The organism is Halospina denitrificans (genome assembly GCF_004364635.1).
Taxonomy (GTDB): Bacteria; Pseudomonadota; Gammaproteobacteria; order Pseudomonadales; family Oleiphilaceae; genus Halospina; species Halospina denitrificans.
The window spans coordinates 413100-428528 of sequence record NZ_SOAX01000001.1 but is presented as its reverse complement, the minus strand read 5'-3'; the positions used below and the strand labels follow the sequence as shown (position 1 = coordinate 428528).

Here is a 15429-nt window from a genome sequence, read left to right as displayed (position 1 = left end):
TTCCGTCTACTCTTCAGTTTACGGTTATTCAGGATATATGGGCTTTCAACAGGATTTCAAGACAAGTGACCGACCCCCAGCAGACTCCGGATCCGAAACAGCTCCTCGCCGCCATCGATCTGGGCTCCAACAGCTTTCACATGGTGGTGGCCCAGCGGGTCCAGGGCGAGATCCGGACGATTGAGAAAATGGGGGAAAAAGTCCAGCTTGGCGCCGGTCTGGACAGGGATAACTATCTGTCCCTGGAAGCCCAGGAGCGGGGCCTGGAATGCCTGAAGCGCTTTGCCCAGCGCGTCGCAAGCATGCAGGCGGAGTCCGTGCGCGTGGTCGGCACCAATGCCCTGCGGGCCGCGCGCAACGCCAGCACCTTCATTCATGCGGCGGAGGAGATCCTGGGCACCGAGGTGGAGGTGGTTGCCGGCCGCGAGGAGGCGCGACTGATCTACCTGGGCGTATCCCATACCCTGTCCGATGACCTGGGGCCGCGCCTGGTGATTGATATTGGCGGGGGCAGCACGGAATTCATCATCGGGGAACGCTTCGAGACCCGCGAGACGGAAAGCCTCCACATGGGCTGCGTTTCCTTCCGCAACCACTATTTCCCTGACGGCAAGATTTCACGCAAAAAGATGGATAATGCGATCACCCATGCCCGCCAGGAGCTGCTCAACATCCAGCAGCGCTTCCGGGCTCGCGGCTGGGAAAACTGTGTGGGCTCCTCCGGCTCCATCAAGGCGATCGAGAGTGTGGTGCGCGACCTCAACCTGGAACGCGAGGGCATCAGCCGTCAGTCAATGAAGGACCTGAGGAAACGACTGATCGACATGGGGCGGGTGGAGAAGCTTGAGGCGCTGGGCGTCCGGGAAGACCGGCGGAGCATCTTTCCGGCCGGGTTTGCCATCCTGTACGCGGCTTTCGAATCCCTGGAAATCGAGTTCATGAGCTTCGCGGATGGGGCCCTGCGTGAGGGCCTGCTCTACGACATGGCCGGACGGGATACCCACGAGGATGTCCGCGAGCGCACCATACAGGCACTGCAGGTCCGCTACAGCGTCGATACGGCGCACGCGGAGGCGGTGGAGCAAACCGCCGACCGGGCCAGGGTCCAGGTTGCTTCTGCCTGGGGGCTGAGTTCCCCCTACTACTCCAACCTGCTCCGCTGGGCCTGTCGAATCCATGAAATCGGTCTGGCCATCAGCCATACCCAGTACCATAAGCACGGCGCCTACCTGATGACCTACTCGGACCTTCCGGGCTTTTCCCAGGACGTCCAGCGGTCCCTGGCAACACTGGTCCGGGCGCACCGGCGCAAGTTCAACAATAAAATCTTCGAATCACACAGCCCCGAGGATATACCGCCGATCAAGCGGCTCGCGCTGATCCTGAGACTCGGGGTTCTCCTGCAGCACGCGCGCACCAATGAATCGCCCCCGCCCTTCACCCTTGAAGCAAAGGGCAGCCGGCTCAGCATTCATTTACCCGGAGACTGGCTGGACAATCACCCCCTCACACTGGCGGACCTGCAGAGCGAACAGGCCTACGTGAAGCAGGCGGATATGGAGCTGGTCATCACAAAGGGGGACTGAGCCGAAGCCCACTCAGTCATCCCCGGCTTCGATGGCTTCTATAGCCTCATTGGCCTCCAGCCAGGCCTCCTCAAGGGATTCCTCCTTCTGCTCCAGCTCCGCCTGCCGCGCAAGGAGCTTTTTCAGTTCATCCTTGCGGGCTTCTTCATAAAGCGAGGTGTCGCCAAGGGCTTCCTCGACTTCCGCCTTCTCCGCGTTGATACGCTCAAGTGCCTGCTCATGGCGCTTAGCCTCCTTGCGGTAGGGCGCAACTTTCTGGCGGCGTTCGGCCCCCGCCTTTTTGCGGCTCTGGCGACCCTGCTGGTCCTGGCCGCCGTCTCCGGACACCGCTTTCGCGTCCTGGGCCGGTGCCGCAGCCTCCTTGCGGCGGGGCTCGGACAGCCAACGCTCGTATTCGTCCAGGTCGCCATCAAACTCGGTAACGGTACCATCCGCCACCCGCCAGAACGTATCCACGGTATTGCGCAACAGGTGCCGATCGTGGGAGACGAGCACCATGGCCCCCTCGAAGGATTGCAGGGCCATGGTCAGCGCCTGGCGCATTTCCAGGTCCAGGTGGTTGGTGGGCTCGTCCAGAAAGAGCACATTGGGCTTCTGCCAGGCGATGATGGCCAGCGCCAGGCGCGCCTTCTCGCCGCCGGAGCAGTTGCGGATGCTGGCCATGGCATCATCGCCGCGGAAACCGAAGCCCCCCAGGAAGTTCCGGATCACCTGGTCGCTGGCGCCCGGCGTCAGTCGGCGCAGGTGCAGGAATGGGCTGGCGTCCACGTCCAGCTCATCCAGCTGGTGCTGGGCAAAATAGCCCGGGCGGAAATGCTCGCCGGTGACCCGTTCACCACTGAGAAGCGGCGTGGCGCCGCGAAGCATCGCAATAAGTGTGGACTTGCCCGCCCCATTGACGCCCAGAAGCCCCACGCGGCTGCCCGGCATCAGGTTGAGGTGGATGTTCGACAGCAACGGCTCGCCATCATAGCCCACGGCTCCATCGCGAACCGTGAGCAGTGGGTTGGAGACCTTGTCCGCCTCCGGAAAGCGGAACTCGAACTGCGAATCCACATGGGCCGGTGCAATGGTCTCCATGCGCTCCAGCGCCTTGATCCGGCTCTGGGCCTGCTTGGCCTTGTTGGCCTGGGCGCGGAACCGGTCGATGAAGCCCTGGATCTCGGCAACCCGCTTCTGCTGCTTCTCGTACTCGGACTGCTGGCGAGCCAACCGCTCGGCACGCTGGCGCTCGAACGAGTGGTAGTTGCCCGTGTAGTAATACAGCTTGCGGTGCTCGAAATGGACCACATGGGTGGCCACGCGATCCATGAAATCCCGGTCGTGGGAGATGAACAGGAGGGTGCCCTGGTACTGCTTGAGCCAGCCCTCGAGCCAGTAGCAGGCCTCGATGTCCAGGTGGTTGGTGGGCTCGTCCAGCAGCAGCAGGTCCGAGGGCACCATCAACGCCTGGGCCAGGTTGAGGCGGATGCGCCAGCCGCCGGAGAAGTCGCTCACGGGGCGGTCCATATCCTCATCGCCGAAGGCCAGTCCACGCAGCAGCGCTTCCGCCTCGCGTGGCGCATCCCAGGCGCGGATGTTGTCGAGCTCGCCATGGACACGGACCAGTTCGTTGTCGTCACCCGAGGCCTCGGCACGGGCAAGTTCGTCTTCAAGACGACGCAGTTCGGTGTGGCCATCAAGCACGAAGTCACGGGCACTGCGGTCGCTGCCGGCGACTTCCTGGGCCATGTGCGCCAGCCGGGACCCACCCGGGAGCCGGATATGGCCCTGCTCGGCGGAAAGCTCGCCGAGGATCATCTGGAAGAGGCTGGATTTGCCCGTGCCATTGCCCCCCACCAGGGCAACACGCTGACCGGGCTGGATAGTGACGGAGCAGTCGTCTAGCAACCACTGGCCGCCGCGCTGTAAACTGAGGTTCTCGATTGAAAGCATATCCGCATTCTACAGGAAAGCCCCCATGGAATGGCATGCCCCACCCGAGGATCTGAACCTCTCCAACCCACTCTGGGATCTGGCCCTGGCGCTCTGGAACCGGCCCGGCTTCGCCGAGACCTGTCTTGAAGCTCAGAACGCGGGCATCGCGGTCACCCACATCCTCGCAGCCGTTTACAGTGCCCAGAGCGGTTTTGCCTGGGATGGCAAAGAGCCGAAAGCAATCGGCGCCTGGCGCCGGGAGGCGACTGAATCCCTGCGTCGCTTTCGCCAGTCACTCAGCAAGGAAAACCCGGCAGTGGCGCCTCTGCGCCAACAGATCGCCGAAAGCGAGCTGGCATCGGAACAGGTTGAACTTGCGTGGTGGTGGCATCATCTGGGCACCATGGACAGCGGGTCGGCACACGCCGATCTTCACCCCGTGGACCGAGCCCGGCATAATCTGGTCCTGATTGGACTGGACGGGGAACTCGCTCCGCTCCAGGATCGGATCATAGACGCCTGGAAACAGACACCGGAACAGGACCAACCAACAGGGAAACCAGAATGAAACAGAACCTGACCAACGCACTGAAATCCAGCGGCCTGGCGGCAGCCATGCTGATCCTGGCCAGTGGGTGCAGCGCCGAGAACGAAGCATCACTGGATACGGAAGAGAAGAAGCTCAGCTACAGCATGGGCACCATCTTCGCTGAACGGATCGGCGAGGACATGCAGGACCTGGACACCGACGCCTTTGTCGCCGGCATTATTGATGGCCTGGAAGGTAACGAGAAACAGCTTTCCGATGAGGAGATCCAGGCCAGCATCCAGGATTACCAGAAGCGGATGCAGCAGGAGATGGCCGATGCCCAGAACCAGGGCGGACAGGAGCAGCAGCAGGGCAACGCCACCGAGAACCTGGAACAGTCCGAGGCGTTCCTGGAGGAAAATGCAGAACGGGATGAGGTGAAAACCACCGAGTCAGGCCTGCAGTACGAGGTTCTGGAGGAAGGAGATGGCCAGTCACCGGAGGCGGACGACAGGGTCACCGTCCACTACACGGGAATGCTCACTGATGAGACCGTTTTCGACAGTTCCCGGGAACGGGGCGAACCCACGACTTTCGGGTTGCAGCAGGTTATCCCCGGCTGGACTGAAGGGCTGCAGCTTATGCAGGAAGGTGGTCGCTACAAGTTCTACATCCCGCCGGAGCTGGCCTACGGTGAGAATGCCCCGTCCAGCATTGGTCCCAACCAGGCCCTGATCTTTGACGTGGAACTGATTGAGGTGAAATAACCCTCAGTCCGGATCAGGCTACCTGACTGGCATGCGCGGTATGGAGGTTCTCGATCAGGAGATCCTCCAGTTCAAAGCGCTCTTCCATGATCTCCCCCAGGTGCGAGACGCGGGCGTACATGGCGCGCATGTCATCCTCGGTCTTTTCACTTACCTCAAGCAGGTCATTGAAGGCCAGCATTTCCTGGGTGGTCTTGCTGATCCTGGGATAGGCCTTGGCGGCCACTTCCACACCACCGTCGTTGAACTCGCGCGCTTCATCCATGAGTTTCTCATAGATCTCAAAGTGGCCCGCCGAAACGTAGTCAAGGAGCAGCTCACAGAACCTGGAGAGTCGAGCGTAGAGTTCATCCGGTTTTTCCGGCTCTGGGTTGGCGCCCAGGTCGCAGTAATGGACGATCAGTTCCTGGCGTTCCCGCAACCAGCGGTCGATCAGCTCACTGACCCCACCCCAGCGGTCCCTGGCAGTCTCGCAGTTCTCGAGCATAACCCCTCCCACAAGGCTCTTATAGTTTTACTTTATTCGATCTTCTTATGAGCATGTCACCTGCAAGTTACCCCAACAGACTCAGCGCAGCAACCCAGTATCCGCCCTGCCGGGACCTCGGTACAGCAAAAAGAGGCCGGTAACGCCCACGGCTACAAAAAACACCAATGTCCAGCCCGGGATACTGAGTCCGAGGAAGGTCCATTGAACTTCCGCGCAATCACCGGAGCCCTGAAATGCCATGCGGATCACCTCCGTCAGGGGAAAAGTCTCGCGCAGGTAATCGTAGCCGGGCCCGCACGGCGGCACCGCGTCTTCGGGAAGACTCTGGAGCCAGAGTTGGCGACCCGCCAGGGTCGCCCCCACGACTGAAGCCAGCGCCACGCCGATACCGCCAAGCCGTATGCCCCACCCCCGGGGCCCAATGGCGGCGGCAGCCAGCGCGATAACCCCGGTGCCTGTAACAGCGCCCCGCTGCAGCATGCACAGCGGGCAGGGCTCAAGGCCCATCATGTGTTCCATATAAAGCGCCACGCTCATGAGCACGGCACAGATTCCACCAATGGCCAGAAACAGTAAGCGACTCAGGGACATCATCTCCTCCAGCAGGGTTGGGTGGGGGCAGCCCATGCGCAGTATGCCGGCACGCCACCTTCAATGCATGGTATACCACTCATTGATCGCAGACGACGGTTATCCCGGCATCCGGGAAAAGCAGGGTACAGCGAAACTGAAACGGAGGGTAATTGAGGGAAACGGGAGATGATCCGGGCACGGCAGTGCCAGATCAGGCAATGTTGGCGGTTGAGCCTTGCTCGGCATGCATTTCCGCGCCGTCTTCCCAGCCGGCTTCCCAGGCAGCCTTGACCACGTCGCTTTCATAGGGGCATCGGTTCTGCTCCATCTGGATGCGACCCGCCATGCAGCCCTGGCGGTACGCCTTGTTCAGCGACTCCAGATCCCACCCAAGCTCTCTACCATACGACATGACCCTTTTCTCCCCGGTTAACGGCCTTGGTCCCTGGCGATTTGCAACATCTGTTTACTTTCGCTAACAAACAGTAACAACCGGGGGAGTGGTGAACAAATGAACATCCGGAGAATGTGCGGTAATCCGTAGGCCTACCCGTGCGGCCGTCACAAAACGGGCTCAATCATTGAGATACCGGGCCAGAAATGCTTCGAAATCCTCCGTTTCAGAAGCTTCGATCTCGACCTGCTCCTGGAGGGAACGACGGCTCACAGCCTCCAGCTCATCTCGCCATTCAGGGTGGGGCGCTGCAGCCCGGAAGCTCTCCTGTTGCTCCCGCGCCTGACGCATTCCCCAGGTCACAAGGTCCGTATCCTCCTCTCTCAATGCGGATAACAGCCGGCCCGACGGCGTCAGACCCGGATCCTGGAGTCGGGCCTTCTGCTGGTCCAGGCAGGCGCGATAGTCGTCACCGCCCGGCAGCATCCCGGCCAGGTTTTCCAGACGTTCCAGAATCCGCATACCCGCCTGCCGGAGCTCGACCGTCTCCGCTTCGAGGCTCAGACGGCAGCCTGGTGCCCGGCCCTGCCGGACCACATCCTGGAAGGCGTTATCCAGGCCGTCACATTCCGAGTCATCGATCAGTGGGCTGTCCGAGATCAGGCAATCGAGCAGGAAGAGATCCAGGAAATCCACCTGCTCCCGGGTAACCCCCTGAGGCGCAAATGGATCAAGATCCAGGCAGCGCACTTCCACATACTCAACACCACGACTCTGCAATGCATGCAGCGGCTTCTCACCGGATTGGGTGGTTCGCTTGGGCCGGATAGCGCTGTAGTACTCGTTCTCGATCTGCAGCACGCTGTCGTTGATCTGGATGCGTTCGCCATCGCGGAACAGGCCAATGTCCCGGTAGGGGGGCCAGGTTGTGTGAATGGCATGATCCAGGGTCTGCGTGTAGGTCTCAAGCCGGTTGAAACAGATATCCAGGGACGACTGGGCCTGGTTGTTGTAGCCCAGGTCGCTCATGCGCAGCGAGGTGGCATGGGGCTCATACAGTGTCTGGCTATCCAGTGTGTCCAGCCGGTGACGGCGGCCCTCGACAAAGCTCCGGTCCAGCGCGGGCGACGCGCCGAAGAGGTACATCAGCAACCAGCTGCGCCGCCGGAAGTTGCGGATCAGCCAGAAATACTGCTGGGTCCGGAACTCGGAGAGTGGTCCGGTATCGCCCAGCTGCTTCTGCCAGTTCTCCCAGAAGCTGTCCGGCATGGAAAAGTTGTAGTGGGTCCCGGCAATGCTCTGCATCACCCGCCCGTAGCGTTCCGCCAGGCCGCGGCGATAGACCGTTTTGAGGGTGCCAATATTGGAGGTGCCGTAATGGGCGATCGGAATACTGGCATCCCCGTCGAGCCGGCACGGCATGCTCAGGGGCCAGAGAACCTCGTCGCCCAGGTGCTGATGCACATAGCTGTGGATGCCATCGAGGGCGCGAAGCAGCTCCTCGGTGCTTTCACAGACCGGCGTCACCAGCTCCAGCAGCGACTCGGAGTAATCCGTGGTGATCGCTGGATTGGTCAGGGCGGAGCCGAGTGCTTCCGGATGCGGTGTCTGGGCGATGAAACCATCAGCATCAACACGGAGCCCTTCTTTTTCCAGGCCCTTGCGGAAGCCACTCCAGTGCTCAGCGACCACTGCCTCAAACGCCTGCTGACGCCGTTCCCCCATCTATCACTCCCTCACTGGTTACTGTTGGAACCGCGCGCCCTGGCGAACGCGTCCGCCATGGCACCGCCACCTGTTTTCTCGTTCTCACGCTTTTCCGACCTGCCGGCGCCCGATTTGTTACGACCGGGCTTGCCGCCGGGTTCATTCGAGGAGGCTTTGCCCGACGCTTTCGGCTTCTCGCCGCTCGTCGCAACGTCATCATCGAGACGCATGCTGAGCTCAATGCGTCGACGCTCACGGTCAACGGACATCACCTTCACGGTCACCACATCCCCGGCTTTCACAACTTCCCGGGGATCCTTAACAAAGGAATGGGACAGCGCCGATATGTGCACCAGCCCGTCCTGGTGGACCCCGACATCCACAAAGGCACCGAAGTTGGTGACATTGGTGACATTGCCCTCAAGCTTCATCCCGGCCTCAAGGTCTTCAAGCTTCTCCACCCCCTCTCGGAAACTGGCGAAGGTGAACTCAGGGCGAGGATCCCGACCGGGTTTCTCCAGTTCCGCCAGTATGTCACGGATGGTGGGCTCACCGAATTGGTCGTCCACAAGTTCGGCGGGCTTGAGCGAGCGGACAAAATCGGTATCGCCGATGATCTGCCCCAGTGGCTTACCCGCACGCCGGGCAAGGCCCTCCACAAAGGAATAGGCCTCAGGGTGGACCGCGGATGCGTCCAGCGGGTTCTCGCCATCGATGATGCGGAGGAAACCGGCCGCCTGCTCGAAGGTTTTCTCACCCAGGCGGCTCACCCGCTTCAGGTCGCGCCGGCTCCGGAAGACCCCCTGCTCCTCACGATGGCGGATAATGTTCTCGGCAGTCGTGGTATTGAGGCCGGAAACACGCGTCAGCAAAGGTACCGAGGCGGTATTCAGGTCCACGCCAACGGCATTGACGCAGTCCTCAACCACGGCATCAAGCGCCCGCGCCAACTTCACCTGGGAGACATCGTGCTGGTACTGCCCGACGCCGATGGACTTGGGATCAATCTTGACCAGCTCGGCCAGCGGATCCTGGAGCCGCCGGGCAATGGAGACGGCGCCCCGGATGGTGACATCCAGGTTGGGCAGCTCCCGCGACGCGTATTCGGACGCCGAATAGACGGAGGCCCCGGCCTCGTTGACCATGACACGGGTCAACCCGAGATCCGGGTAACGGTTAATCAGTTCCGCCGCGAGCTTATCGGTCTCCCGGGATGCGGTGCCGTTACCAATGGCGATGAGACCGACACTGTGCTTTCGACACCACTCGGCAAGCTGCTCGATGGCCCTATCCCATTGCTTCTGGGGCGGGTGGGGATAGATGGCACCCTCGTCCAGGAAACGTCCGGTGCCGTCCACCACGGCCACCTTCACACCGGTTCGCAGCCCCGGATCCAGGCCGATGGTCGCACGCTGACCGGCCGGCGCGGCCATCAGCAGATCCTTGAGATTGGTGGCAAAGACCTGGATGGCTTCGGACTCCGCCCGGTCGCGCAGGTCGCCCATCAGATCGGTCTCCAGGTGAGTGCCGAGCTTGACCCGCCAGGTCCAGCGCACCACCTCACCCAGCCAGGCATCGGCGGGGCGCTGCCGGTTGCTGATGCCCCAGTGCGAGGCGATCATACCCTCGGCAGGATGGGGCGCCTTCGGGTCGGCTTCCGGATCCCCCACCTCAATACGATACTGAAGCACGCCTTCATTGCGGCCCCGGAAGATGGCAAGCGCACGGTGGGAGGGGACCTTTTTGAGGGGCTCGCGGTGATCAAAATAATCCCGGAAACGCGCCCCCTCCTGTTCCTTGCCTGAAACAACCTCGACCCGAAGCTGGCCATCACGCCACAGGAAGCTGCGCAGGCGCGACAGCAGATCCGCATCCTCAGCAAAACGTTCCATCAGGATGTACTTGGCGCCGTCCAGGGCTGCCTTGGTATCGGCAACGCCGGCATCAGCGTCCACATAGCCCGCGGCCAGGGTCTCGGGGTCGTTCTGCGGGTCCTCAAAAAGTGCATCCGCCAGCGGCTCAAGCCCTGCCTCGCGGGCGATCTGCCCCTTGGTCCGGCGCTTGGGCTTGTACGGAAGGTAAAGATCTTCAAGCCGCCCTTTTGTCTCGGCCCCCTGGAGGGACGCCAGCAGCTCGTCGGTCAGCTTGTCCTGTTCGCGGATGCTGTCGATGATGGTCTGGCGCCGATCCTCCATTTCCCGCCGGTACCGCAGGCGTTCCTCAAGGGACCGAAGCTGGCTGTCATCCAGCGACCCTGTTACTTCCTTACGGTACCGGGAGATAAAGGGAACTGTTGCGCCTTCATCCAGCAGAGCCACCGCGGCATTCACCTGGCGCTCACTGACGGCAAGTTCCTTCGCTATGGCTTGATTGATGGCGGTCATTAGGGGGGCACATCCGGTTGTTTCAGTGACTGAGGCGCCATTATAGCGATACGCACACTCAGGTACAGGTCTCACACAGCCCCTATGGAAAGGGATGAATTTCTTTCCTCGATGTCACGAAAATGTCATACCCTCTCCATAAACTCATCATCAGACGGTCGCGGCAAGCCCCGCCGACACAAACTGACTTCCATCAACAATTATTGATGGGCGCCAATGACAGACTTATAGACCTGGATCACACTTAACCCGGCACAACACAACCCAAGGAGAATGCCATGACCAGAAAACAACTTCTCTCCGCCGCCATCGCCGCTACCCTGACCGCACCCAGCGTGCAGGCCCTGGAGTTCACGGCGGATGAAGGGCTCAGCCTGGCGGAAAACACCACCTTCAACCTGTACGGAACGGTTGAACCCAAGGTGATCTCTGAAAAGAACGCAGCCGGGGACGCCTCCACAGAGCTTGGGGATGAGGACTCGACCCTCGGCTTTGCCTTCGAGACCCGGGTCAGTAACGCTGTTACCGCCTTTGGCCAGGTCGAGCTTGAATACGACAGTGACGACAACAGCAATGGGCTCGACAACCAGGACAGCGCTTTTCTGGGCGTCAAGGGCGACTTCGGCAAGGTCCAGGCCGGCAACTTCGACAGCGTCTATGAGGATCTGATCATCGACGCGACCGAAGTGGCGGAAGATGCCGAGATCACGGATGAGGCCTTCGCCGGCGAGAACAACCAGATCGCCTACTACAGCCCGGACTGGAACGGCTTCAGTTTCCGGACCCAGGCACGGGTCATTGGACGTGACGAAGGCCCCGAAGACAGTAACGAGGTTGGACTTTCGATTGCCGGTGGTTACACCGGGGAAAACTGGGGTCTGTATGCGGGTTATGATGACCGCAAGGCTGACTCCACCGATGAATACAGCGATGGTACTCCCATCCCGGGCGCTGACATCTATGTCGGCGAAAACACCTACGGCGTCTCCGGCATCTACGGCATTGGCCAGCTCGAATTCGGCGCCAAGTACTCCATCCAGGACAACCTTGATGGTGACCCCGCCGGCGAAGACACTACCTTCACCGCCCTCCGCGGCACCTTCTTCCAGGGCCGCACTGAATACTACGGCGCCGTCCAGCGCGTTTCCCCGGATGATGAGACCGTTATCGAAGAACGCGATGAGATCACCCTGGGTGTTTCACACCAGCTCTACCAGCCACTGAGCATCTGGGCGGAAGCCGGTCAGTACGACCGTCCAGAGGATGAGGGCGACCAGGTCATGGTCGGCGCCATCTTCAGCTTCTGAGCCTGCCCTCCGGAAGCCGCTTGGGTTCCCCGCCGGGGCGGTTTCCAGACCCGGGTCCGATCCGGACCCTGGATTTCACTGTTGTCATAAAACTGTCACACAACACCCATAGACTCGTTACTGTAACGATGAGATGGGTCAACCTGAGGAGTGTATCCATGCAGACCTGGAAAAAATCCGCCATTGCACTGGCCGCAATCATGACCGCAAGCCCGGTCTCCGTGGCCCAGGAACGCGATCAGATCCGAATTGTCGGCTCCAGCACCGTCTATCCGTTCGCCAGCTATGTGACGGAAGAGTTCGGTGCCATCACGGAGCACCCCACTCCGACCCTCGAATCCACTGGTTCCGGAGGCGGCATTCGACTCTTCTGCGAGGGCGTTGGCGCAGGAACGCCGGATATTACAAACGCGTCCCGACGGATGAAGACCAGCGAGTTTGACCGTTGCCAGGAAAATGGTGTTGAAAAGATCACCGAGGCAATGATCGGCTCTGACGGCATCGTCCTGGCACAAAGCATCGACAACGAGGATTTGAACCTGTCACGGGAGCAGATCCTGCTCGCGGTCGCGGACAAGGTGCCCCATGATGGCGAGCTGGTGGACAACCCCTACGACAACTGGAACCAGATCGACTCAAGCCTTCCGGACCGCGAGATTGAAATCCTTGGCCCGCCCACGACCTCGGGCACCCGGGACGCTTTCGAAGAGCTGGCCCTTGAAGCCGTCAGTGAATCTGCGGGCTACCCCGAGGAGTACAGCGATATCCGTTCTGATGGCGCTTACGTGGATTCCGGGGAGAATGACAACCTGATCGTGCAGCGGATCCGTGAAAACAAGGCGGCGATTGGCGTGTTCGGGTACAGCTTCCTTGAGGAAAGCCGAAATACCGTCAAGGCGGTTTCCGTCGACGGTGTTGAACCCACCACGGATACCATTTCCTCGGAGGAATACCCCGTGGCCCGCAGCCTGTGGTTCTATATCAAGAAAGCTCACGAAGGTGATGTCGCTCCGGGTATCGGCGAGTACGTGGGCCTGTTCATGGATGACCTGATGATCGGCCCGGACGGGCTGCTGGTCGAACAGGGCCTGATTCCGCTGGCCGACGAACCACGGAAGAAGTGGCAGCAGCGGGTCGCGGATCGCGTCGAGCTCAAGCGTAGCGATCTCAAATAATCTGTGGTAGCGTTGCCGCGCAACTCCGCGCCGACCGTCATCGGTCGGCGCATGCTCGTCAGAAACCAATCAAAAAGTGGCAACTCATGCGGTCTGGTGATGGGAGGCTCAATTGGGCATAGGTGAAACCACCCTTCTGCTGCTTGCGGGATTGATCCCCCTCGGCTACGCCGGCTTCTACCTGGGACGCCGCAAGGCGCTTACCACCGTGGCGGACGGCGTCCGGATGCACTCCCGGCCCCAGCAGTATGGCTGGTATTCCGTGGTCTCCATGGGCATTCCGGCAATCGGTGTAGCAATAGCCGCATCACTGCTGAACCTGCTCGGCTGGATCACCCTGCCGGCGGAGCTGGTGCTGCTCATGAGCCTGGTAACCGCAGCCGCCGGCCTCGGTTATGGCCTCAAGGCGGTTCGCCCTACCCTGAGAGCCCGTAACGCCCTCGATAATATCATTCGCTGGCTTCTGCTCGGCGCCGCGCTGATCTCGATTATGACGACCATTGCCATCGTGCTTTCCGTCATCTTCGAGGCCATGCGCTTTTTCCGTGAGGTCAGCGTCTGGGAGTTCATTACGGGCACGGTCTGGTCGCCCGGGGACTCGTTCCTGGAGGCCGCCGGTCGAGGAGACGAGATTTCTGAGGGCGGTGGCGCGGTGTTCGGTTCCGTGCCCCTGTTTGCCGGCACCTTCATGGTAACCGCCATCGCCATGATAGTGGCGCTGCCCATCGGCCTTCTCTCGGCCATTTTCATGTCCGAGTACGCGTCCCCGAAGATCCGTGGCATCGCCAAGCCAATGCTGGAAGTGCTGGCCGGCATTCCCACCGTGGTCTATGGCTTCTTTGCCGCCATTACGGTAACGCCCGTGATCGTGGATCTCGCCGGGTTCTTCGGCCTGGATGCGTCCTACAGCAACATCCTGTCACCCGGGATTGTCATGGGCATCATGATCATCCCCTTTATCTCGTCGCTCTCGGATGACGTCATCAACAGCATTCCACAGAGCCTGCGCGAGGGCGCCTTTGCGCTGGGCACAACACGCTCGGAAACCATCCGCAGCATTGTGGTGCCCGCCGCGCTTCCCGGCGTCATCTCGGCATTCCTGCTGGGTGTCTCACGGGCTCTGGGTGAGACTATGATCGTGGTGATGGCCGCGGGGGTCCGCCCGAACCTGACCTGGAATCCGCTCGAGGACATGACGACGGTTACCGTCAACATTGTCATGGCACTGACCGGAGACCAGTCCTTTGACAGCCCGCAGACGCTGTCCGCTTTTGCTCTCGGCCTGGTGCTGTTCATTGTCACCCTGACCCTGAACATCATCTCCACTATCCTGGTACGGCGATTCAAGCAGGAATATGACTGATCAATCTGAGAACAACACACCGCGACTGACCGGCTCCGTCAACGATCCGCGCATGCGTCGCCGCTACCGCGCGGAGCGCCGCTTCCACGCATACTGCATTTCCGCCGTGCTGGTGGCGCTTGCCATCATTGTGACGTTCTTCAGTGACATTATCGGTCAGGGCTATACTGCCTTCTGGCACCATGAAGTCCAGGTCACACTGGATTACAACGAGCGTTCGGAGCGTATCGGACAGTTCGCCCTGGACAGTGACCTGCGCGATGTGGCCTCGCGGGGTGCAACCCGATCCATCCCCCGAGCCATTGACCGCAACCCGGATCTGCTTGGCACCACGGAAACAACCTGGGTACCGGTCAAGGGCGACATCGACCAGCACTTCAAGAACGACAAGGCCCTGTCTGACTCGCTCGAGGAGAAGGTGAACCGACTGCTGGCGGACGGCCAGATCCGCAATGCCTTCAACTCGCGCTTCTTCACCGCCGGCGACTCCAAGTTGCCGGAGCTCGCTGGCATTTTCTCGGCCGCCGTCGGCACCCTGTATGTCCTGGGGATCACCCTGCTGTTCGCCTTTCCGATCGGTGTCATGTCGGCCGTCTACCTGGAAGAGTTCGCGCCGGACAACAAGCTGACCCAGACCATCGAGGTCAACATCAACAACCTGGCGGCCGTGCCCTCCATCATCTTCGGTCTGTTGGGCCTGGCCCTGTTCATCAACTTCTTTGGGGTACCGCGGTCCTCGGCACTGGCCGGCGGCCTGACACTGGGCCTGATGACGCTGCCGATCATTATCATCAGTACGCGGGCGGCGCTGCGCGCGGTGCCCGACCCCATTCGCCTGGGCGCCTTCGCCATGGGCTGTTCGCGCTGGCAGGTCGTGCGGGACCATGTGCTGCCGGCCTCGCTGCCCGGCATCCTCACCGGCACCATCATCGGGCTGGCCCAGGCCATGGGTGAAACGGCCCCGTTGATCATCATCGGTATGATCGCCTATATCCCCGAGGCGCCCACCGGCATATTCCAGTCCGCGACAGTCCTGCCAGCCCAGATCTTCACCTGGGCCAGTGAACCGGAAAGCGCCTACGTTGAAAAGACGGCAGCCGGCATCATGGTCCTGCTCGCTGTCCTGCTCACCCTGAATGCCGCCGCTGTCCTGCTGCGGCGCAAGTTTGAACGTCGCTGGTAGCGACATTCGAGGTGCCCATGTATTCTGATGCTGCAACACAAACCACTGCGACCA

13 protein-coding genes are annotated in these 15429 nt (G+C 61.0%); 7 read left to right on the top strand and 6 right to left on the bottom strand.

The window, feature by feature from the left end; translation table 11 throughout:
- The first annotated feature begins 65 nt into the window (after positions 1–65).
- Complete coding sequence (ppx, locus tag DES49_RS02025; protein ID WP_279591366.1) at positions 66–1586, top strand: exopolyphosphatase; 1521 nt, start codon at positions 66–68, stop codon at positions 1584–1586.
- A 12-nt stretch (positions 1587–1598) separates the two neighbouring features.
- Here ppx and DES49_RS02020 read toward each other — a convergent pair whose 3' ends face one another.
- Complete coding sequence (locus DES49_RS02020; RefSeq protein ID WP_133734701.1) at positions 1599–3521, bottom strand: ATP-binding cassette domain-containing protein; 1923 nt, start codon at positions 3519–3521, stop codon at positions 1599–1601.
- A 25-nt stretch (positions 3522–3546) separates the two neighbouring features.
- On the opposite strand from DES49_RS02020, the gene DES49_RS02015 reads away from it, so the two are divergent.
- Positions 3547–4071 carry a DUF2390 domain-containing protein gene (locus DES49_RS02015; RefSeq protein WP_133734700.1) on the top strand — a complete coding sequence of 175 codons (525 nt, stop codon included), beginning with the start codon at positions 3547–3549 and terminating at the stop codon, positions 4069–4071.
- Positions 4068–4799, top strand: coding sequence for a BamJ family beta-barrel-assembly machinery protein (gene bamJ / locus DES49_RS02010; protein WP_133734699.1), 732 nt, complete (start codon positions 4068–4070; stop codon positions 4797–4799). Before DES49_RS02015 ends, bamJ begins: the two co-directional genes overlap by 4 nt.
- 13 nt (positions 4800–4812) lie before the next feature.
- On the opposite strand, the gene rsd is transcribed toward bamJ, so the two are convergent.
- The 5 genes from rsd to DES49_RS01985 form a co-directional block, all read right to left on the bottom strand.
- A complete protein-coding gene (rsd, locus tag DES49_RS02005) occupies positions 4813–5286 on the bottom strand; it encodes a sigma D regulator (RefSeq protein WP_133734698.1) in 474 nt (157 codons plus the stop codon).
- Positions 5287–5367: 81 nt separating this feature from the next.
- Entirely contained in the window at positions 5368–5916 is a 549-nt protein-coding gene (locus DES49_RS02000; RefSeq protein WP_243864815.1) for a disulfide bond formation protein B, read from the bottom strand.
- Positions 5917–6073: 157 nt separating this feature from the next.
- Positions 6074–6274, bottom strand: a complete 201-nt coding sequence (gene rmf / locus DES49_RS01995) for a ribosome modulation factor (protein ID WP_133734697.1) — start codon at positions 6272–6274, stop codon at positions 6074–6076.
- A gap of 162 nt (positions 6275–6436) precedes the next feature.
- Positions 6437–7981 carry a glutamate--cysteine ligase gene (gene gshA, locus DES49_RS01990; protein WP_133734696.1) on the bottom strand — a complete coding sequence of 515 codons (1545 nt, stop codon included), beginning with the start codon at positions 7979–7981 and terminating at the stop codon, positions 6437–6439.
- 11 nt (positions 7982–7992) lie between these two features.
- Positions 7993–10347 (bottom strand): Tex family protein, encoded by a 2355-nt coding sequence (locus DES49_RS01985; protein WP_133734695.1) that lies wholly within the window; start codon positions 10345–10347, stop codon positions 7993–7995.
- 278 nt (positions 10348–10625) lie between these two features.
- On the opposite strand from DES49_RS01985, the gene DES49_RS01980 reads away from it, so the two are divergent.
- The 4 genes from DES49_RS01980 (at position 10626) to pstA (ending at position 15375) form a co-directional block, all read left to right on the top strand.
- Positions 10626–11654 (top strand): porin, encoded by a 1029-nt coding sequence (locus DES49_RS01980; protein ID WP_133734694.1) that lies wholly within the window; start codon positions 10626–10628, stop codon positions 11652–11654.
- 158 nt (positions 11655–11812) lie between these two features.
- Positions 11813–12829 carry a substrate-binding domain-containing protein gene (locus DES49_RS01975; protein WP_133734693.1) on the top strand — a complete coding sequence of 339 codons (1017 nt, stop codon included), beginning with the start codon at positions 11813–11815 and terminating at the stop codon, positions 12827–12829.
- A 112-nt stretch (positions 12830–12941) separates the two neighbouring features.
- A complete protein-coding gene (pstC, locus tag DES49_RS01970; protein WP_133734692.1) occupies positions 12942–14192 on the top strand; it encodes a phosphate ABC transporter permease subunit PstC in 1251 nt (416 codons plus the stop codon).
- A complete protein-coding gene (pstA, locus tag DES49_RS01965; RefSeq protein WP_208297000.1) occupies positions 14185–15375 on the top strand; it encodes a phosphate ABC transporter permease PstA in 1191 nt (396 codons plus the stop codon). The genes pstC and pstA overlap by 8 nt, the downstream gene beginning before the upstream one ends.
- The last annotated feature ends 54 nt before the right edge of the window (positions 15376–15429 follow it).